We start from the raw sequence: 19,695 nt of genomic DNA, 5'->3' as shown, positions 1-19,695 counted from the left end.
GGCAGGGCCTGCACAATGCGATATCTTATTTGAAGCAAACAGGCGAATCGCCCGTTAGTATATAGGGTGTTGCTGCTTAGTCGGCCACGCTCCGCGTGAGCCGCTAACTAGCTAGCGGTTGCCTTGATCTTGATGTCCACACCGGCAGGCAAGCTCAACTTGTTGAGAGCTTCGATCGTCTTAGCGGTGGCTTGGACAATGTCGATCAATCGCTTGTGCGTTCGGATTTCGAACTGCTGACGAGCTTTCTTGTTCACGAATGGCCCAGAGATTACCGTATATCGCTCGATGCGAGTCGGCAATGGGATCGGCCCGTGAACTTCACTGTGAGTCCGCTTCACGGTATCAACTATATCGGCCGCACTCTGGTCCAAGATCGAATGATCGTAGGCTTCCATGCGGATTCGGATGATTTCGTGAGGAGACGCCACGGCAAGTCAGTCCATAAACGATTAAGGCAAATTCTACAGAAAGCTCGGCGATCCGGTTCGGTACGCTGAGCCCGCCCACAACGTGGGAGCGATGAAGATAAGGTTAGCTTCGGCCATCGTCAACGCCAAAGAAGATCTTTTGATTGGAATTTTTCAGACGATCTCTTCGGTGGCCTGTTTTGAGGGCCGTCGAGGGGCTTTGTTTCGGCTGGGTAAAGCGTGACGGGGCGGAGCGAATTCGGTTGAGTCTGGTTGGGTGGTCGGTGTAACTTGGGGGCTTTGAGACTCCCCCCCCATTCTGTTGTAGCGAGTTCTTCCGTGCAAAGCAGCCCCGAAAATTCCCGTCGTCAGTTTCTGAAACGCTCCGCCGCCACGTCGGCGCTTGCCGTCGCAGCGCCATTGGTCGTCGCTCCCCATGTGCTTGGTAAGACTCGCGTCGCACCGAGTGACAAGATTTCATTGGGTGTGATCGGGATCGGGCCGCGCTGTCGGTACGATCTGAAGTCGATGTTGTCGCTCGATGATGTGCAATGCGTTGCTCTGGCCGACGTTCAGCAGTCGCGCCGCGTCGAGGGGAAGAAGTTCATCGATGGCCACTACGGCAACGATGACTGTGTGGTCTACGACGACTTTCGTGAACTCCTAGCGCGTGAGGATATCGACACCGTCATCGTCGCGACTGGCGATCGGTGGCATGCGTCGGCATCGATGTTGGCTGCCGAGGCGGGCAAGGATGTCTACAGTGAGAAGCCCTGTGGGATCACGATCGAGCTGTGTCAGCAGTTGGCTGAAACGATGAAGCGGACCGGTCGCGTGTTCCAAGCGGGGACGCAGCGGCGTAGCGTTCCGAACTTTCAGCAAGCCGTCCAATTGGCTCAGAGCGGTGCGTTGGGCAAATTGCACACGCTTTATGCTTCGGTCTACATTCCCTCGCTGGACAACAGTTGGTTGCCGGGCGAACCGACGCCAGATCGCGAGACCTGTGATTGGAATATGTGGTTGGGCCCGGCGCCGTGGCGTCCTTACAACAGCAAGTACGTGAGCGGTGGCTGGCGTGGGTATCATGATTTTGATTCGGGAGCTCGGCTGTTGGACTGGGGGGCGCATACGGTCGACCTGTGTCAGATGGCAAACGGTTCGGACGACACGTTGCCGGTCGAATACACGCCATCGGAAACGAACATCACCTGCAGGTACGCCAACGGTGTGAAGTTGGTGATCGATTTCTTGAAGGATCCGTTTGGCGATCGGGGGCCGAAGTGGATCACGCGGTTAGGGACCTGCCCTGTCCGATTTGTTGGATCCGAAGGTTCGGTGGAAACCGGCGACAGCGGCGAGATTGTCGTGAAGCCGGCTGACTTGCAAACGCGCGTGGGAGACTACAAACGCGTGGTTGGGCTGGACGTAACGGCGCACGCTCGCGACTTCTTCGATTGTGTGAAGTCTCGCAAAGCGCCGGTTGCCAACGGCGAAGTGATGCGGCGATCCCACGTCGCATGCCACGCTGCAGCCCTCGCCTGGATATTGCAACGCAAGTTGACGCTCGACCCGAAAACCGAAGCGTTCATCGGCGATGACGAAGCGAATCGGCTGCGTTCGCGACCGGTTCGTGATTGGGCCTAGTGCCCCCACATTTGCGTGAGGTTCTCGCTACAATGAGCGGCGGCGGTGAGGAGCGGTGTTACGCTGCTCCGAGCTTTTCCCGCTCTGAAACGTTGGCAAGGTGACTGTGGTGTTGTTGTCACTACGCCTTGTGCTTGCTTGTGATCGAGATAAACACCCTACGGAATTGTCGAGATGAAGACCCGAACTATCTGTCTGCTGTTATTGATTTGGACGCCCTGTCTGGCGTTCGCCCAGGCAGTCACTGCTGTGCCCCTGACGCCCACCACCACCGAGGCTCCGGCGTCTCCCGCGGCGACCGCTCAGCCGGCACAGCCAGCGGCGGAAAAGGAGGCTGCGGCTCCTGAGAGCTACGATTCGTTGGCTCAGCGGAAATCGCAGTTGATCGGCGAGTATCGCGATGCCGAGCAACAGCAACAGTCGGAGCTGGCGATCGAAAAGCTGGCCGAGCTGTTTGCCGTCGAGGTGAAGTTGTTGGAGATGGCGGAGGAGCAGTTGGGGGCTGACAACGTCGACCTGGCGAATGCTTATCGCGCGACGCCGCAAGGGGACGGCAGTCTGTTGGCCTTTTCGCTCTACGAGCTAGGCGACTACAAACGCTCGGCCGAGTTCTACAGCCAGACGCTCAACATCGCTCGTCGGCGGACCGATCTGAAGCTGGAAGTTTATAACGATCTGGTTTGGCTGAACCGTCGCGCTCAGCGTCTTGCGGAAGCGACTCCCGCAGAGATCGAACGCTACAATGCGGCGCTCAAAACGTCGAAAGAAGTAGAGGCCCTGATGGGGGCGAAGCAGTACGACCGCTTGGTGGCGAGCGGCCCTGAGGCGTTGGCCACGCGTCGCGAGATCGCTGGTATCACTCCAAGGCTGGCCAGTGAATACGGAAGTTTGGCAGCTGCATTAGTGAAGACGGGGAAGAACGAAGAGGCCGAGGAAGCCTACGATACGACGCTCGAGATGTATGAGCAGACGTTGGGCAAAGAGACCGTTCGATATGCGACGATCTTGTACAACAAAGCGATCTTTTATCGCGACCTGGACCGCTTGGCCGATGCCGAGGCGGCGCTGTTGGAGACGCGGAGGATCGAAAACCGCTTGGGCGTCGATGTCGAGTCGCAAATGATGACGCTCAACGAGATTGCGGGCTTGTATCGCAAGACGCAGGAGGCGGAGAAGTTCGATGGAATCGTTGGTGAATATCGTCGATTGGAGCGAAATTCGCACCTGGGCTTGGTCGCTCTTCAACGCCATATCCCGCTGGACGCGTATCTCGTTGGCAGTTTCGACCCGGCCGCTCTCGTTGAAGACGAGTCGCTGAAATTTCTGCCGCACGAACTGTTGGCAAGCTTGTCGAGTGGAGCGTTTGGGGTCGATCCTGCTGCGATCCAATCGGCAGTTGGTTTTCTGAGCGTCGCGCCTATCGAACAGGCTCTCTGTTGGGGCGTGCTGTTGAAACCTCTTGTTGGGGAGCAGTTGGCGCTCAAGTTGCCTGTCGAGACAGCTGGTGCGAGCCTCGGCGACTTTAACTATCAAAAGACCGTTGGTGAGTCGGGATTTGTTGCCTGCCACGGGACGCTCGCCGACGGCACGTTGTTTGTGGGAACGGAGGCTGCGCTCAAACAGGTGTTGGCGATGCAGCGAGCCAAGCCCGAGGTTGCCGAAAGCAGCAAATTGAGTCGCCGGCTGCGCGAGATGCATGGCAGCGGCAAAGCCTTGGTCGCGTTTGACATGTCCAAGGTTCAGTTGTTCGCTCAAGCCGTGTTCGCGGAGATGCCTCCCGTGCCGCCACAGCTTGCGAATCTGAAGTCGCTTCCGGATCATCTCGATTCAGCTAGCCTAGTGGTTTCGTTTAAAGAGTCGCCGTACGTGTCGTTGCAGATGCTGCCACGCGCCGATTCGTCCGTTGACAATCTGGGCGCGATCGCTCAACAGGCCTTGGAGTTTGGTGCGAATCAGTTGCTGCAGACAGTCACCGATGGGGTTCAAGCGGCCGGCAGCCCGATCGCTCAGCCAGTGCAGGCTTATCTCGAGCGGGTGATCCGTGCGAAGTACCAGGAGCTGACGCCGCGAGCCGAAGCGGGCCAGTTGGTGATACAAATGGATAACATTCTGGACGTCGAGGCCGCGCTGCATGTGGGGCTGCTGATTCCAGCGGTTCAGGGTGCCCAGATGTCGGCTCAAGGCATGAGTGGGATGAACAACCTGAAGCAGATTGCTTTAGCGATGCACAACTATCATGACACTTATGCTACGTTGCCAGGACGTCGTGTTCGGCCCGATGGGAAACCGACGGGGCTAAGTTGGCGAGTTCACGTGCTGCCCTTCTTGGAACAGACAGAACTCTATGAACAGTTCCGTCTCGACGAGCCCTGGGACAGCGACCACAACAAGGCGTTGATCGAGAAGATGCCCGCAGTTTTTGCCTCGCCAGGTATTGAATTGCCAGCAGGCAAGACGATCTACTTGACCTTGGATGGCTCTGGGACGCTGATGCAAAACGACAGCGCGACGCGGTTCCGCGATATTACCGATGGGTTGTCCAATACGATCATGGCGGTCGAAGCGAATCCCGATCAAGCCGTCGTGTGGACCAAACCCGACGACCTTGCTTACGACCCACAGCAGCCTCTCGTTGGCTTGGGGCAGTCGCGTCCGGAAGGCTTTTATATCATGCTGGCCGATGGGGCGGTCCGCTTGCAACCGGCCGATGTCGATCCCAAAACCGTCGCCGCGATGGCGTCGATCGCGGGTGGGGAAGTTATCGAGTTGGAATAGCCGACGAGACGAGCGATCAGCCCGGTTTCGGCCAGTCTTTCCGCTGGCCGAAACCTTTGCAGTCGCTTTGCTTAGCAAGCCGCTCCGGCGATGGCGTCGATCTTTTCCAGCTTGACCACGTCGGCGGCGAACTTGCGAATTCCTTCGGCCGTTTTTTCGGTCGCCATCGCATCTTCGTTGAATGCGAACCGGAACGATTTCTCGTCTAAGGTGATTCGTTCTTGGTTCGATTGTTGAGCCGCGTCGACCGACAGCGCCGGTTTGATCTCGGCGTCGGAATCAGCCAGTTCCTGCAGCAGGTTGGGGCTGATCGTCAGCAGATCGCAGCCGGCCAGGGAAGTGATCTGGCCGATGTTGCGGAACGACGCTCCCATCACCTCGGTCTTGTAATCGAACTTCTTGTAGTAGTTGTAGATCGACGTGACCGAGATCACGCCGGGATCCTCTGCGCCGGCAAAATCGCGGCCCTCTTTCGCTTTGTGCCAATCATAGATCCGCCCGACAAACGGTGAGATCAGTTGCACGCCTGCTTCGGCGCATGCGACCGCTTGAGCGAACGAGAACAGCAGTGTCAGGTTGCAGTGGATGCCTTCGCGCTCGAGTTTCTCGGCGGCGCGGATCCCCTCCCAGGTCGAGGCGATCTTGATTAGAACGCGGTCCCGCGAGATCCCTTCGGCTTCGTAAGCTGAGATCAACTGATGGGCTTTGTCGATCGTACCCTGGGTGTCGAACGACAACCTTGCGTCGACTTCGGTCGAAACACGGCCGGGCACAATCTTGAGGATCTCTAGTCCAAACAGAATCAGCACGCGATCGATGACCGCCTCGGTTCCCTTGCTTCCCGCATCGCGAGCCGCTTGTTCGATCAGGTGGGCGTATTCGGGTTTGCCGGCCGCTTGCAGGATCAACGACGGGTTGGTCGTCGCGTCCTGAGGCTGGTATTGCTTCATCGATTCGAAGTCGCCGGTGTCGGCAACAACGGTTGTGTATTGCTTCAGCTGTTCTAACTGATTCACGCTTTAGGCTCCTGGCACGGGTGAGTGGTTGTTCGTCTACATGCTAATAACAATGTATCAACCGCCCACGCGGGAATGTACCGCGGCGGGCATAAATCAGCGTCGCAAGGTCGAGTCCCCGCGTTCAGCTGGCGTCGTCGTCTTCGACCGCGATCGGAATTGCAACCGATGCCGCAGCGACGCCAAAAGCGAACAGCGGATGGCTGTACATGCTGTACAGGCTGCTGTTGCCAGCGCCGCGAGCCACCTCGGGTTCGGTGACGTGGATCACGCCCTGCTTGGCCGACGCTGGAGCGGTTCCGGTTGGCCAGACGCGGCAGTGCTGGGCACCGCCGTGTGAGACAACTTGGTAGATACCGGCGTTTAAGCCGCTGACGACGAATCGCCCCTGGCGGTCGGTTCGCAGTTCAGCGATCGGTTTGCCGAACTGTCCGATCACGACCGGAGCGTCTTCGATTGGATGGCCGTTGCTGTCGACGACCGCTCCCTGCAGTTCCCCGTCGCCGTGCAAGGCGACGTCCTGGATTCGTTTTGCAATCGGGATCGGCTTTGCATGGCGAGTGATCGCGGGACTTTCGTTGCCGATCGTGGCTCGTGGGGTTACGAGTCCGGCACAGATCCAGATCAGCAAAGATGCATGCAAAATTTGTCGAATTTTCATAGGGCTTCCAACACGCCTGTGGAGAATCATCCATCGGATTTGATCGGTCATCGACCCTCGCAAAGCAAAGCTTGATGGAATTATCAGGCGAATCGGAATATCCCGCAAAAGCACAGCAAAACTATATAAAAAACGACCGCTAGCAATTACAAGCGACGCAAGCCGTCCTCGGTCATCGGATTGGGAATCTCCGCGTCGATCGCATCGATCCGCTCCATTGTCTGTGCGTCGAGCACCAGGTCGGCCGCGGGTAACGATTCGTTCAACTGGTCCACCGAGGTTGCGCCGATGATAGTCGAAGCGACGAAGTCGTGCTGCTTGCTCCAAGCGACCGCTAGCGTTGCCAGCGAAACACCGATCTCGTCGGCGATCACTTTCAAGCGACGCGTCGTTTCGATCGTCCGCTCGTTGACAAAACGGCGAGCCATCCGCTGTTGCCGCGGTTCCCCATTCTCCAGGTACTCGGTAAAGCGGCCGCCGATTGGGTTCTGGTCGTTGTATTTACCAGTCAACACGCCGCCGCCCAGTGGTGAATAGGGCAGCAAACCGACGCTCTCCTGCCGACAAACCTGAGCCAATTCGCTCTCGCAGCGCCGGTTGATCAGGCTGAAGTTGTTCTGCACGGTGTCGTATCGCATCGTGCCATGCTTTTCCGCTTGCCACAGACTCTTCATCACGCCCCAAGAGGTTTCGTTGCTGCATCCGATCGCGCGAATTTTGCCCGCTTGTTTCAGTTCGGTCAGCGCGCCGAGCGTCTCTTCGTAACGCATGTTGTGATCGGGCCAGTGGGTTTGGTAGAGATCGATGTAGTCGGTCCCCAGTCTCTGCAGGCTCTGATCGCAGCATCGGATGATTTGATGGCGATCGATCGCCGTGACGCCGCCCCGAACCGGCGGGCGGAACCAACCGTGACCGGGACCCGTGATTTTTGAGGCGATCAGGACTTGGTCGCGAGGCTTCGTCTTCATCCATCGCCCGACGATCTCTTCGGTCACGCCAACGGTCTCGGCTTTGGGAGGCACGGGGTACAGTTCGGCGGCGTCGAAGAAATCGATCCCCGCTTCGAATGCGCGATCCATGATCGCAAACGATGTCGGTTCATCGCATTGCGAACCAAAGGTCATCGTTCCCATGCAAATCTCGGACACGACCAAACCACTGCGTCCTATTGGGCGTCGCTGCATCGTTTCACTCTCCTGTGTTGCTTGACTCGGTTGTCGGCGAAATCAGTAATCCTGAGGCGATTACTATACTGGCTGCATTCGGTTTGTTAACCAGTCCAGCACGCCGGTCCCATTTCGGTGGACCGGTGCAGGTGGGTGTTGTGGGCGGCGGCGTGGGGGAACGCGGAAGCGGCATCATCGAGCGGCGCAGCGGGCGAACCTATTCGGATATCTTTCCTTGGATCGATTCCAGCTTGCGTTGCAACCGCGAGGGCAATTGTTTGTCGGCGAGGACTTCGATGACATCTTGAGCCTCCTCGGCAAACCCTTTTTCGACCAGCCAATTCGCGATCGTGAGCCGCGTTTGTTGGGCTCTAAAGCTGTCGCCGGTCCCTTGCGGATCGACCTGCCTCAATTGATTCTCTAGCTTCGTCAAAAAGATCTGGTCCGCGTCGGGGCGCAGCGGAGGGACAAAGCGACAACTGCCGCCGGTTAGCACCGACAAGGCGCGAAGCCCCGGTTCGCAGGCGGCAATCTCAAACGCGATGCAATGCAGCGGGATCGTCTCGTAAATCATTTCCACCAGCCGAGCAACGCTGTGTTGAGGCATCGCCCGCGTCGGCATGCTCGGATTCCATCGCGGCGGTTTGTTGAATTCGCCATCGGACAGCAAGAAGACAGCATCGGGTTGCAATCGCTCGGCGAGGTCCAACGCCACTCGCGGATCGGTGCCGTTGTTTTTACGCACATCTTGCGCATACAACCACTGCCGAAACCGGTCGACGTTTTCGTCGGTCGCCGGGATGAACTGTATCGATGCAAGCGGACCATCGAACATCAACTGAGTCCGCCAGCTGAACAGCAGCACGTAAAACGATTGCGAGTCTTCTAACTTCATCAGCGACGCGATTAATTCGTCGCAGGCTCTTCGATAGCGTGCGCCGACCATGCTCGGCGACGCATCGAGGATGAAGACAAAGTTGTTGCCGTAAGCGTGGCTCCCGAAAAATGTAGCCCGTCGAGAGTCCGAGGGGACCGCGTCGGCAGCTTTCTCTTTCGACTTGGTTTCCGTTTTCGTGACCGGCTGTGCGTGGGCGACTGTGACGACGTTCTGCCCGCTGCCGGACAATGCGCCGAGTCTCTGCGAAGCGAGTCTGCCAGGAAGATCGACGGGGATGGGAGCCAGCGAAAGTTTGGGGAGCGGAGAGTCGAGCTCGATCGCTTCGGACGTCTGCGGCTCGGGAGCTGGTGCGGGTTCCAGCGGAATCGCAATGAGTGGCTCGGCGCGCGCGGTCGCTTGTTTTGCTGTGACGATGAAGGTTTCCACCCCGCTTTCGCCCAGCACCACAAACGCGAGAGCGAGCAGAAGCACCGCGTGCAGCGTCGCGCTGATCGCGTAACCGCGCCAGTTTGCTCGCGACGTCGATTCGTTCTGGCTGTTGACTGCCAAATTCATGGTTGTCGGCATCGGAGCGAGACCTCTGCACGTCGCATCGGGGGCGCGATCGGAATGTTTTTGGCGGGAGATCGGGCTAACACGCTGCTATCTGACAGCCCCGCATGGCCGCGCCACGCTTTCCGTTATAACACGTCGCGTTTGCGATCACAGCCTGCGCTGGCTGCGGTTATGGCTTCGCCGGTCGTAGGGGCGGGGAGGTCACGATGCGCTGCGTTTGGCGATCGACTCTGCAGCTCGCCAGGCGACCATCATCACCGTTGCCTGCGGGTTCGCACGGGGAAGGGTTGGGAAAACGGAGGCGTCGGCAATGTAAAGATTCTCGACTCCGTGGACTTGCAACTGCGGATCGACGACGCTGCTGGCAGGGTTGGTCCCCATCGAACAACTGCCTGCGGGATGGTACATCGTCATCGAAAACTTTCGAATCGACCGCTCCAGTTGTTCTGGAGTGCTCCGTTTTTCTCCCGGCAGCAGCTCGCGATCGATCCGATTTGCCAAGGGAGATTGGCGGGCGATTTGTCGCGCCATGGCCACCCCTTCGACGATGACCTGCAGGTCCTCCGCTGCCGTCAGATATCCGGGATCGATGTTCGGCGAGTCACCGATCTGAGAAGAACGCAACGTTACGCGGCCTCGACTCAGTGGCTGCGATCCGGTCACCGCTAACGTGATCGCCGGTGGCGAATCGTCGGCTGGATATCGGAGATAGTGGGTCGGCGTGACATGGAACTGGATCGCCCGATGGCGAAGGGGAGCGGGAAGTGCGCTGTCGGACGGCAGATCGAAGAAGCCACCGACTTCGGCAAGGTTGGATCCGATCGGCCCGCGTTGCAGGTGGTTCCAACGCGCCAGGTCGCGCATCGACCAGCGGCTTGGGAACCCGGCGGTATCCCTGTTTGCAAAGATGACGGGAAACGCCAAGTGGTCGACTAACCGTTCTCCCACTGCGGGCGAATCGACTTGCGTCGTGATCCCGTGTTCTGACAACTGCTGTCGCGGTCCAACGCCCGAAAGCATCAACAACTGCGGCGACACGATCGCTCCAGCCGCTAGGATCACTGCGCGCGATGCGGTGATCGCTTCGCCATCAGCCCCGTCGCCAACGATCACTCCCGTTGCTTGCTGGTCTTGGATCTGTATCCGTTGGACCGTCGTGTCGCTGCGGATCGTCAAGTTGGCTGGCGGGCTGTCGCCAAGAAAGGCCTGCATCGCGGTTTGGCGTGCGCCCCGGTGAGTCGTGCGGTTGTAGATTTCAGCCGTGCCGTGGAGCTGGTTCTCCGCACAAGCTGAATTTGCCGCGTCGAGGAATGCTCGGCAGCCGGGGCTGATCTCGGTGGGGGATTCGACCGAGCCTGTGGCTTCCAGTTCCGCACGCAGGCGCTGCATCGTGTTTTCGATCGCCGAGCCGTTCCATCGATCGCCTGCGGCTTGCTGCCAGCTAGCGAAATCGTCGGGCTCGCCCTCGTGATAGATCATCGCATTGATGCCGCTGGAACCGCCCAGCATCCGTCCGCGTGGGCAGATCATCTTACGGCCAGAAAGTCCCGCTGCCGCGGTGGTCGTATAGTTCCAATTCAACGACGTTTCTTGCAGCCGCAAATATTCGGCGGGCCTTTGCACATCGGGGCGTTTGCGGTGATCGCCGCCCGCTTCGATCAATAGAACACGAGCGGAAGCGTCCGCTGCTAATCGAGCTGCCAGGACGCATCCGGCACTTCCCGCTCCAACGATGATGTAATCGAAAGTGGAGCGAGAATTCATCGTGGTTGTTGAGTGTTAGTGCTGCTGGTTCGGGAGATCGCCCGATGTCGCTTTGCGGCCAAAATGGCGTTGGTTGCCGCAATCGGTTCCCCAGGTTCCGCCGAATTTTTCGACCGCCACATCGCCATGAACGGTGCAAAGACAAGCGAGACGCAAGCCAAGCGTATCGGCTCCAGGGATCAGTCGCAGGAGTGCAGTCTCATAGGTGGAGGGCCACGAGACGCTGCCTCGCAGCCGAACTGTGCACATGCCGCAGATGCCATTGCCACGGCAATTTACAATTCGCGCGATGCCATTGTAAACCGGGGCCTTCGAGCGAAGCAGTACTTTGCGTAGGTTGTCGCCTGCATCGCATGAAAACGTCCGATTGGCATATCGGATGGAGGGCACTAGATGTCTCTCTCGCTGCAGGTAAACAAAATTGCGGTTGGGCTGAACAGGGTAGCCATCGAAAAACTACTGCTTTGGCGTTCCAGGGGCCAGTGGGAATAACCCTATTAGAGCGTAATTGATCTGGGGGGTGATTGCAATCTTGCGGGGGTGATGTCGGTGTCTTATCCGCTCAGCATGTGCGCCACTCGTTAGAAAGCGTCTCGTTCAAAACGCAGTATTGAGAATGTGTCATCGGAATGACGGCGCTCGCGAGCGTTGGAAAGCGACAGGTCGCGAAGGGGCTGTGTGCTGCAAGATGCTGTATCGCAATGACTTATGACGATCTGGCGGCAGCGGAGAGAGGAACAGGCACGGCCTGTGCATTCACTTTGGAGTGCACAACGCCACTTCAAAGGAGCTTTCGATGTCAGGAATTCTACTTATTGTACTTGGGCTTACGCTCAGCGGATTGTCGATCAATGCGGCGATTCGACCTCTTCGCGAGACCGACCCTTATTATGTCTAATCCGAAACTGCGGTCTCCGCGTTTGCGAAAGGATTCGCAACCAAGCCGCTCTTTTGCAAGGCCAGCGGATCTGCAGTCAGCATTCGGCGCGTGAGCATGCCCGACGGCTGAATCTTTCAAGCATCGCCGCCGCGAGATGAGTTGACCTCTTCAGCTCATCAATATCAATACACTCGCAGACGCTAGCTCTTTTTTGCTGCTTGGATATCGTTCATCGATGGGAGCCAGACGGCACCGAGAATCATCACCGCCAGGGTCAACGTGTGAGTCAGCCAGGCGGGGTCGTTGTTTGCGACAGTTCGCAGGGTAACAAGCGTGACAAGCGTCAACGCCGCCATGAACAGGCTTTCCGCAAATCGTTTGTCGGCGAGAGATAGCTTGCTAGCGATCAAAACCGCGATCCCGAACACGGGGATCGCAAAAGCATGAATGCCAAACGCAGCGGCCAGTAGAGTTGTCATCAGGATTCCTTTCCGCAAGACAAGCCCCGCAACCGATTGTCAACACATTCCTTGTCCGACAGAAAAGCAGTTGCGGGATCCATTGGTCGGGCGGATTGTGGCAGGAAAACTATTTCGAGGAAAGCTCGATCGAATTGAAAAATTGGTTCAAGTTCCGCACGTCTCCCTGGGGCTTGCATTGATCGTTGGTTTGATCCACAAACTTGTGATAGCAACAGGCAAACCCACGAAACGAAAGCGCAGCCACACCGATGAAAACCCTGATCAAAAACGCAACGGTCGTATTCCCCGATCAAATCGGCAAGGTATCGGTGCTGATCGACGACGGTCGAATCGTGGTCGATCCCAGTCCCGCCACGGTCGCCGATGAAACGATCGACGCCAGCGGACTGCATCTGCTGCCCGGAGCGATCGACGATCAGGTTCACTTCCGCCAGCCCGGCCTGGAACATAAAGAAGACCTCGCCCACGCCAGCCGCGCTTGCGCCGCCGGCGGCGTGACCACGTTCCTCGAGATGCCCAACACGAATCCGACGACGACGACGCGCGAGCGGTTGCGCGAAAAGAACGCTCTCGGCGCCACCCACTCCGCCGTCAACTACGGCTTCTACATGGGGGCCACGACCAGCAATCTCGACGAATTGAAACCCAGCGGCGAGACGCCGGGTATCAAGATCTTCATCGGCAGCAGCACCGGCAACATGCTGGTCGATGAACAGGCGGTGTTGGAACAGATCTTTGCCGAAACCGAGATGCCGATCTGCGCCCACTGCGAGGATGAGACGACGGTCCGCGCGAATGCCGAGCGATACGCCGGCAGCGACGACATCACGAACCATTCGCGGATTCGGTCTCCTGAAGCGGCTTACATCGCCACGCGCCGCGCTGTCGATCTGTCGGTCCGGCATCAGCACCGCTTTCATGTCCTGCATGTTTCGACAGCTGCGGAATTGGAACTGATCACTCCGGCACGACCTTATGTTACGGCAGAGGTTTGTCCGCATCACCTGTTCTTCAACGTCGACGATTACGCCCGGCTCGGTTCGCTGATTCAAATGAACCCGTCGATCAAATCGGCCGACGACAATCGCCAACTGTGGCAGGCGCTATTGGACGGCGAGATCCAAGTCATCGCGACCGACCACGCGCCTCATACGCTCGCCGAAAAACAACAGCCTTATCCGAAGAGTCCCTCCGGTCTTCCAGCGGTCGAAAACAGCCTCCCCCTTCTGCTGAACCAAGTCGCTCAAGGGAAGTGCGATCTGCAGCAGCTGGTCCATTGGATGTGTGATGCCCCGGCTCGCGTTTGGGGAATCGTCGGCAAGGGGCGGATCGCCGATGGCTATGATGCCGATCTGGTGTTGGTTGATCTGGAACAACAGAAAACGATCCGCAATGAAGAACAGCAAACGAAGTGTCGTTGGTCCCCATGGGACGGCGAGACCTTAACCGGCTGGCCTGTGACGACCTGGGTCGGCGGTCGCCGAGTCTTTGATCGCGGCCGCTTCGATGCGTCGATTCGCGGAACGCTGCCGCTGTTCGATCACCAACGCGGCGGATACTGGGCGACCGAGCAGGGCGTGGGGCTGGCGTAAGCGTCTTCGGATCACTACTCAAATTCGGAGCCCTTCGACGGCTGATCGATTCGCTCAACTTGCATGAGAGGGATCGAGGATGGGATGAGTAATTGTCAATTGTTGTGTTTTGAGAAATTGAATTAAGCGGCGATCTCATCCTGCATGATTCCGTCTTTGAAGGAACGCCCTTCGGTGACGAGAGTGATCTTTTCGTGGCAGTTCAGGCGTCTCCATTTCTTGGATGCTGATTGGGCGAGCTTGAACATCATCGCCAAGCTTGCTCGCCGGGTTCCACTTCCTTTGGTCTTTCGATGGCGAAGCCGGATCGTCGCGAACGTGGACTCGATCGGGTTGGTCGTTCGGAGGTGACTCCAGTGCTCCGCCGGGAAATCGTAGAATGCCAGCAGCACGTCACGGTCCTTCTTTAAGCACGCGCATGCAGGAGCGTATTTCGCACCGTATTTTTCAAGGAAGTGATCGAACGCTTTGTTCGCGTCGTCCTTCGTCTCGGCTTGCCAGATTTCGTGCAGGTCTCCCTTCGCCTTGGGCTGCACGCTCTTGGGCATCTTGTTCAAAACGTTGGCCGTCTTATGGACCCAACAGCGCTGTTCGCGGGTCTCGGGAAACACTTTCCGAATCGCCGCCCAGAAGCCTAACGCACCGTCACCGATGGCGATCTTCGGAGCCATCTTCAGGCCTCGTTGCTTGAGATCGATGAGCAGTTCACTCCAGCTTTGTTCGCTTTCACGGTAGCCATCGAGGACGGCGATCAGTTCCTTTTTGCCATCGGGCGTTGCTCCCATTAGCACCAGCAAGCACTGCTTTTTGTTGGCATCGTCTTCCAGACGGACCTTCGCGTGAATTCCATCAGCCCAGACGTAAACGTATTGCTTGTCGGATAAATCACGCTTGCTCCAATCGTCGTACTCGCTACACCACTGTTCCTTGAGCCGACAGACGACGTTGGGACTCAGCCCTGCGGCACGCGCGCCCACAAGCGACTGAAGGGCTTCCGCGAAATCACCGGTCGAGATCCCTTTGAGGTACAGCCAAGGAATCAATTCTTCGATGGCCTTGGTCTTTCGCAGGTAGCTTGGCAACACGCTGGGCGAAAACGTGACCCGTCGGTTGCGATCGGGGTCATTGTCACGAACTCGCCCCTGGGTGATGGGAATGGATCCAGCACCGGTGAGGATGTCCCGCTCCGGCAAGCTTCCGTTTTTGACGACGAGTCGTCTGCCTCGCTCGTCGGTTCGACTGGAATGCATGCCGATGAACGCTTCGACTTCAGCGTCGATCGCAGATTGCAGCATTCGCCTGGCTCCTTCGCGGACAATTTCGTCGAGTGGACTTCGCTGGTCGAACTGAGCCCGGAAGGAAACCACTTCGGGATCGATCTGGTTGTCCACTGGCACGTCGGTTCGATCTGTTTTAGTCTGATTCATGGCGTATTCCTTTGCCCACGTCGGGCCGTTGGAGGGTGATAGTTCCAACAGGATGCGCCACCTTTTTCATTCACTCAAGAACACAACTTTCGACAATACCTCGGATGGGATGCGACTTCGTCTGCGGTTGGTCACCTTCAGCTTGAAGCTGTGAGAGAGCTCGATCGCGGTAAGTCGCGCCTGCGATATCGGCGTGTCGAGCGTAGCCATAAGACCAAATGATTGTAGAATTCAACGTCCGTGGATTCGGCCTGTGTTCTGTGAAGTTCTAGTGAGACCCCGCGCGTTCGCCGCGGGATTGGCAAAGGAAATATTACGTGGCAAATTCAGTAGTAACGCTGTCGTTGGTGCAAATGTCCTGCACCGACTCCAAAGCCGAGAACGTCGAGCGGGCCGTCTCGCAGATCCGCCAAGCCGCGGCTGACGGTGGACAAGTGATTTGCTTGCAGGAACTGTTCAACGGCCCCTACCCCTGCCAAACCGAAGACCATTGCCAGTTCGATTGGGCGGAAACGATCCCCGGGCCGACGACTGAACGGATAAGCGAGTTGGCCGCCGAACTGGGCGTCGTGATCGTCGTCTCGCTGTTCGAGAAACGAACCGCCGGCGTCTACCACAACACCGCCGTCGTCCTCGATGCCGATGGTTCGACAGCGGGTGTTTATCGCAAGATGCACATCCCCGACGATCCGTTGTATTACGAGAAGTTCTACTTCACCCCCGGCGATTTGGGATTCAAGGTGATCGAAACCCGCTTTGCGAAGCTGGGCGTTGCCGTTTGCTGGGATCAATGGTTCCCCGAGGCCGCGCGATTGATGGCCCTTGCCGGTGCGGAGATCCTGCTTTACCCGACCGCGATCGGATGGATCGACGAGGAAAAAGAAGAGTACGGCACGACGCAATACGAATCGTGGCAAACGATGATGCGATCCCATGCGATCGCCAACGGTTTGTGGTTGGGAGCTCCCAACCGCGTCGGCGTCGAAGGCCGCCTGCAGTTCTGGGGCGGTTCGTTCATCGCCAATCCCAATGGCAAAGTCATCACGCAAGGGAGCCACGAAGAACCAGAAATTATTACGGCCGACTGCGATTTGAATATGATCGATGTGGTCCGCACGCATTGGCCCTTCCTGCGCGATCGCCGGATCGACGCTTACCAAGGCCTGATGCGTCGCGTGATCGACTGATCTTTTCTGCCCCCGATAACTTGAAAAACACCATGAATCGCATCTCCCTTTTCGCCGCGTTGACGTGCGTTGCCGTATCTCTCCTATCATTGCGGCCCTGCGTCGCGCAGACGCAGACCGCTGCACCAGCGGAACGCAAGACGAAGTGGAACGGATACGACCAACTCCATTTCCAAGTCGCCGAGCGCAATGCGTACGTCGTCGTTCCCAAGCAGGCTGCGCCCGGCAACCCTTGGGTTTGGCGGGCACGCTTCCCCGGCTACCACGCTGAAGCCGACATTCAATTGGTGGCCAAAGGATTCCATATCGGCTACGTCGACGTGGCGGGAATGTTTGGCAGTCCCAAGGCGATCGAGATTGGAAATCAGTTCTATCGTCAAATGACCGAGAAGCGTGGCTTGGCAAAGCGAGTGGCTCTCGAAGCGGTCAGCCGCGGCGGGTTGTTCGCCTACAACTGGGCCGCCGTTAATCTCGATCGCGTCGCTTGTATCTACTGCGACACGCCGGTTTGCGATTTCAAAAGCTGGCCCGGCGGAATGGGAGAGGGCGTCGGTTCGGCCGCGACGTGGCAGAGTTGCCTGGCGCAATATGGATTCGACGAGAAACAGGCTGCCGCATTCAAAGGCAATCCAATCGATCACGCGAAGAAAATTGCAGCCGCCAAAATTCCACTGCTGCACATCGTCTCGGAGAACGATCGCGTCGTTCCGCCCAAGGAGAACACCTATCTTTTGCGTGAACGTCTGCAAGCGGCAGGCCACGACATGGAAGTCATCTCGGTCCCGATGGGAACCGAAAAATCCAGCGGACACCACTTCCCGCATCCCGCGGTCGATCAGGTCGTCCAGTTCATCCAGCAGCACGCGGCTGTCGAGGCGAAGTAGGCAAATCGGCTCCATCGCGGCGAATCGACCTGCGGATCCGTTGTTGCGGCAATGGTCCGCGATCCGCCAGCTGGGCTAGGTTTCGGGAAAATTGTGCAACAGCGAAGCACATTGCGGGGTACCAGTTTATAATCGAAGCTCCGATGATCCCGCCTCTCCACCTCCCGAGACTCGAGCCTTCTAGATGACAGACGCTTCCATGAATCGCCGCAGCATTCTCTCGATTGCGGCCGCTACCACGTTGGTTGGTTCGGGCCTGCCAACAGCCCCCGCCAAGGCTGCCGACACCGCGGCATCGGATGAATTTGGCGGGATCCGGTTCTGCTTGAACACTAGCACCGTTCGCGGCCAAGAACTGACGATCACCGAACAAGTCGACCTGGCGGCATCGAGCGGTTACGACGCGATCGAACCTTGGGTTCGCGATCTGGTTGCCTACAAAGAGGCCGGTGGAAGTCTGCCCGATCTGCGAAAGCGTATCGAAGACTCCGGGATCACTGTCGAGAGTGCGATCGGTTTTGCCCAGTGGATCGTCGATGACGATGCCCAACGCCAAAAGGGATTGGAACAAGCCCGATCCGACATGGAACTGCTGAAGTCGATCGGCGGCAAGCGGATCGCCGCGCCGCCGGTCGGTGCAACCAAAGAGGCCGGTCCGGCGCTGCCCGTGATCGCCAAGCGTTACGCGGATCTGTTGAACGTTGGCGCGGAAGTTGGCGTGACGCCCGAGTTGGAATTGTGGGGCTTCTCCAAGACGCTCAATCGCTTGGGCGAACTGGCATACGTTGCCACCGAAGCCGGCCATCCCGACGCCTGTGTCCTGCCCGACGTCTACCATATTTACAAAGGTGGCTCCGACTTTGCCGGCCTGGCGATGATCGAAGCCTCGCGGATGCCCGCGTTCCACATGAACGACTACCCGGCCAATCCACCTTGGGAAACGATCGGCGATGCCGACCGCGTCTATCCCGGCGACGGGATTGCTCCGTTGGACGATATCATCTCGCTGCTGCATCGCAACGGCTTCCGAGGCTATTTCTCGCTGGAGCTGTTCAATCGCGACTACTGGAAACAACCCGCGTCGGAAGTCGCCACGACCGGTCTCCGCAAGATGAAAGCTGCCGTTCGCAAAGCGTTGGCTTAACAAACCATTCGCTTCTGTCTGATGGTCGCCTTTCGCTCCGCGAAAGTGCGCACAACAGACGCGCTTTCGCGGAGCGAAAGGCGACCAACCGCAACAAACTCAATCTCCCCTTCCCGTACTCCATCCTGTTATGAAAATCCAACGCCTTTTCGGTTCTTTGATCTGCTGTTCGTTCCTCGCTGCAGGAGCCACCGCTGCCGATCCAGTTCCTCCGCTAGACCTTCCCGAAAGCAAAGCGAATTCGGCGGCGGAGATGAAGCCGTACGAAGAGGTGATCGAACACACCGACGCGACGATCGAAATGCTACCGATTCCTGGCGGCGTCTTCACGATGGGAACTCCCGACACCGAACAGGGCCGCGATGACTCGGAAGGTCCGCTGCATCAAGTGGAAGTCTCTCCCTTTTGGATGGGCAAGTATGAGATCACGTGGGAGCAGTACGAGATCTGGGGCGACGAACTCGATACGATCCGTCGCCGCCTTTTGAAGTCGAAGGAAACGCCGCGCGACGCGGTCGTCGACGGCTTCACGCGTCCGACCGAACCCTACACCGACATGACCTTTGGGATGGGCAGCGGTCGCCATCCGGCGATCTGCATGACACAGCACGCAGCGCGGACCTATTGCCAGTGGCTGTCGGCGAAGACCGGACGCTATTACCGTTTGCCGACCGAAGCGGAATGGGAATACGCTTGCCGCGCGGGAACCAACACCGCTTACTCGTTTGGCGACGACCCTGAAATGCTCGACGACTACGCTTGGTATGGCGAAAACACCAACGACCAATACGAACCGGTGGGCCAGAAGAACCCGAATCCGTGGGGGCTCTACGACATGCACGGCAATGTCTCGGAGTGGGTCTTGGATCAGTACCTGCCCGACTTTTACAAGACATCCGCCAAGCTTAATCCGCTGGCGATTCCCAAGGTTTTGTTCCCCCGCGTCGTCCGTGGCGGCGGCTGGGATAACGATCCCGAACTTCTGCGCAGCGGGGCTAGGATCGCCAGTAGCGAGGAGTGGAAGGAGCAGGATCCCCAATTGCCCCAAAGTATCTGGTATCATACCGATGCGTTGAGCGTCGGATTTCGCATCGTTCGCCCTTTGACGGTCCCTTCCGAAAAGGAGCGTGCCGAGTTGTGGGAGAACACGCAACCCGAACAGCTCGATCCCGCCGAAGGCGAATAACCGTTTTCATTCCCGTCTCTCAAT

General features: G+C 58.0%; 16 protein-coding genes. 7 read left to right on the top strand and 9 right to left on the bottom strand.

The genetic code is table 11. From position 1 onward, the window contains the following. Positions 1 to 107 precede the first annotated feature (107 nt). Positions 108 to 431: a 30S ribosomal protein S10 gene (gene rpsJ / locus CA51_RS21625; protein WP_145101054.1), complete on the bottom strand. Its 324-nt coding sequence runs from the start codon at positions 429 to 431 to the stop codon at positions 108 to 110. Between the two features lie 318 nt (positions 432 to 749). On the opposite strand from rpsJ, the gene CA51_RS21620 reads away from it, so the two are divergent. Then, positions 750 to 2,054: a Gfo/Idh/MocA family protein gene (locus CA51_RS21620; protein ID WP_145123237.1), complete on the top strand. Its 1,305-nt coding sequence runs from the start codon at positions 750 to 752 to the stop codon at positions 2,052 to 2,054. Between the two features lie 174 nt (positions 2,055 to 2,228). After that, on the top strand, positions 2,229 to 4,829 hold the full coding sequence (locus CA51_RS21615) for a DUF1559 family PulG-like putative transporter (protein WP_145123236.1): 2,601 nt from the start codon (positions 2,229 to 2,231) through the stop codon (positions 4,827 to 4,829). 71 nt (positions 4,830 to 4,900) lie between these two features. On the opposite strand, the gene tal is transcribed toward CA51_RS21615, so the two are convergent. The 7 genes from tal to CA51_RS21580 form a co-directional block, all read right to left on the bottom strand. Next, a complete protein-coding gene (tal, locus tag CA51_RS21610; protein WP_145123235.1) occupies positions 4,901 to 5,845 on the bottom strand; it encodes a transaldolase in 945 nt (314 codons plus the stop codon). Between the two features lie 124 nt (positions 5,846 to 5,969). Beyond that, complete coding sequence (locus CA51_RS21605; protein ID WP_197451379.1) at positions 5,970 to 6,506, bottom strand: carboxypeptidase-like regulatory domain-containing protein; 537 nt, start codon at positions 6,504 to 6,506, stop codon at positions 5,970 to 5,972. Between the two features lie 146 nt (positions 6,507 to 6,652). After that, a complete protein-coding gene (locus CA51_RS21600) occupies positions 6,653 to 7,690 on the bottom strand; it encodes an aldo/keto reductase (RefSeq protein ID WP_145123233.1) in 1,038 nt (345 codons plus the stop codon). Between the two features lie 199 nt (positions 7,691 to 7,889). Beyond that, positions 7,890 to 9,137: a vWA domain-containing protein gene (locus CA51_RS21595; RefSeq protein ID WP_145123232.1), complete on the bottom strand. Its 1,248-nt coding sequence runs from the start codon at positions 9,135 to 9,137 to the stop codon at positions 7,890 to 7,892. Positions 9,138 to 9,326: 189 nt separating this feature from the next. Continuing rightward, positions 9,327 to 10,889, bottom strand: a complete 1,563-nt coding sequence (locus CA51_RS21590) for a GMC family oxidoreductase (protein ID WP_145123231.1) — start codon at positions 10,887 to 10,889, stop codon at positions 9,327 to 9,329. 15 nt (positions 10,890 to 10,904) lie between these two features. After that, a complete protein-coding gene (locus CA51_RS21585; RefSeq protein WP_145123230.1) occupies positions 10,905 to 11,279 on the bottom strand; it encodes a 2Fe-2S iron-sulfur cluster-binding protein in 375 nt (124 codons plus the stop codon). 690 nt (positions 11,280 to 11,969) lie between these two features. Further along, positions 11,970 to 12,248: a hypothetical protein gene (locus CA51_RS21580; protein ID WP_145123229.1), complete on the bottom strand. Its 279-nt coding sequence runs from the start codon at positions 12,246 to 12,248 to the stop codon at positions 11,970 to 11,972. Between the two features lie 251 nt (positions 12,249 to 12,499). Between CA51_RS21580 and CA51_RS21575 the strand changes: the two genes are divergently transcribed. Beyond that, on the top strand, positions 12,500 to 13,843 hold the full coding sequence (locus CA51_RS21575; RefSeq protein ID WP_145123228.1) for a dihydroorotase: 1,344 nt from the start codon (positions 12,500 to 12,502) through the stop codon (positions 13,841 to 13,843). Between the two features lie 122 nt (positions 13,844 to 13,965). Here CA51_RS21575 and CA51_RS21570 read toward each other — a convergent pair whose 3' ends face one another. After that, positions 13,966 to 15,270, bottom strand: coding sequence for an IS256 family transposase (locus tag CA51_RS21570; RefSeq protein ID WP_231745824.1), 1,305 nt, complete (start codon positions 15,268 to 15,270; stop codon positions 13,966 to 13,968). Positions 15,271 to 15,587: 317 nt separating this feature from the next. Between CA51_RS21570 and CA51_RS21565 the strand changes: the two genes are divergently transcribed. The 4 genes from CA51_RS21565 to CA51_RS21550 all read left to right on the top strand — a co-directional run bounded on the left by CA51_RS21565 (position 15,588) and on the right by CA51_RS21550 (position 19,671). Continuing rightward, complete coding sequence (locus tag CA51_RS21565; protein WP_231745823.1) at positions 15,588 to 16,457, top strand: carbon-nitrogen hydrolase; 870 nt, start codon at positions 15,588 to 15,590, stop codon at positions 16,455 to 16,457. Between the two features lie 32 nt (positions 16,458 to 16,489). Continuing rightward, positions 16,490 to 17,341: an alpha/beta hydrolase family protein gene (locus CA51_RS21560; RefSeq protein WP_145123227.1), complete on the top strand. Its 852-nt coding sequence runs from the start codon at positions 16,490 to 16,492 to the stop codon at positions 17,339 to 17,341. Between the two features lie 184 nt (positions 17,342 to 17,525). Continuing rightward, positions 17,526 to 18,485 (top strand): sugar phosphate isomerase/epimerase family protein, encoded by a 960-nt coding sequence (locus CA51_RS21555; RefSeq protein ID WP_145123226.1) that lies wholly within the window; start codon positions 17,526 to 17,528, stop codon positions 18,483 to 18,485. 130 nt (positions 18,486 to 18,615) lie between these two features. Further along, a complete protein-coding gene (locus tag CA51_RS21550) occupies positions 18,616 to 19,671 on the top strand; it encodes a formylglycine-generating enzyme family protein (RefSeq protein WP_145123225.1) in 1,056 nt (351 codons plus the stop codon). Positions 19,672 to 19,695: the final 24 nt, after the last annotated feature.

Origin of the sequence: Rosistilla oblonga, assembly GCF_007751715.1 — a bacterium.
Lineage (GTDB): Bacteria > Planctomycetota > Planctomycetia > Pirellulales > Pirellulaceae > Rosistilla > Rosistilla oblonga.
The sequence above is the reverse complement of the archived record's forward strand: the minus strand, read 5'-3'. Positions and strand labels throughout refer to the sequence as shown.

What these genes read in the sequence shown, in the direction of transcription:
- CA51_RS21555 (WP_145123226.1), top strand. Translation starts at nt 17,526, where the DNA reads ATGACAGACGCTTCCATGAATCGCCGCAGCATTCTCTCGATTGCGGCC.
- CA51_RS21615 (WP_145123236.1), top strand. Translation starts at nt 2,229, where the DNA reads ATGAAGACCCGAACTATCTGTCTGCTGTTATTGATTTGGACGCCCTGT.
- CA51_RS21595 (WP_145123232.1), bottom strand. Translation starts at nt 9,137, where the DNA reads ATGCCGACAACCATGAATTTGGCAGTCAACAGCCAGAACGAATCGACG.
- CA51_RS21600 (WP_145123233.1), bottom strand. Translation starts at nt 7,690, where the DNA reads ATGCAGCGACGCCCAATAGGACGCAGTGGTTTGGTCGTGTCCGAGATT.
- CA51_RS21590 (WP_145123231.1), bottom strand. Translation starts at nt 10,889, where the DNA reads ATGAATTCTCGCTCCACTTTCGATTACATCATCGTTGGAGCGGGAAGT.
- CA51_RS21605 (WP_197451379.1), bottom strand. Translation starts at nt 6,506, where the DNA reads ATGAAAATTCGACAAATTTTGCATGCATCTTTGCTGATCTGGATCTGT.
- CA51_RS21550 (WP_145123225.1), top strand. Translation starts at nt 18,616, where the DNA reads ATGAAAATCCAACGCCTTTTCGGTTCTTTGATCTGCTGTTCGTTCCTC.
- CA51_RS21580 (WP_145123229.1), bottom strand. Translation starts at nt 12,248, where the DNA reads ATGACAACTCTACTGGCCGCTGCGTTTGGCATTCATGCTTTTGCGATC.
- CA51_RS21560 (WP_145123227.1), top strand. Translation starts at nt 16,490, where the DNA reads ATGAATCGCATCTCCCTTTTCGCCGCGTTGACGTGCGTTGCCGTATCT.
- CA51_RS21570 (WP_231745824.1), bottom strand. Translation starts at nt 15,270, where the DNA reads ATGAATCAGACTAAAACAGATCGAACCGACGTGCCAGTGGACAACCAG.
- CA51_RS21575 (WP_145123228.1), top strand. Translation starts at nt 12,500, where the DNA reads ATGAAAACCCTGATCAAAAACGCAACGGTCGTATTCCCCGATCAAATC.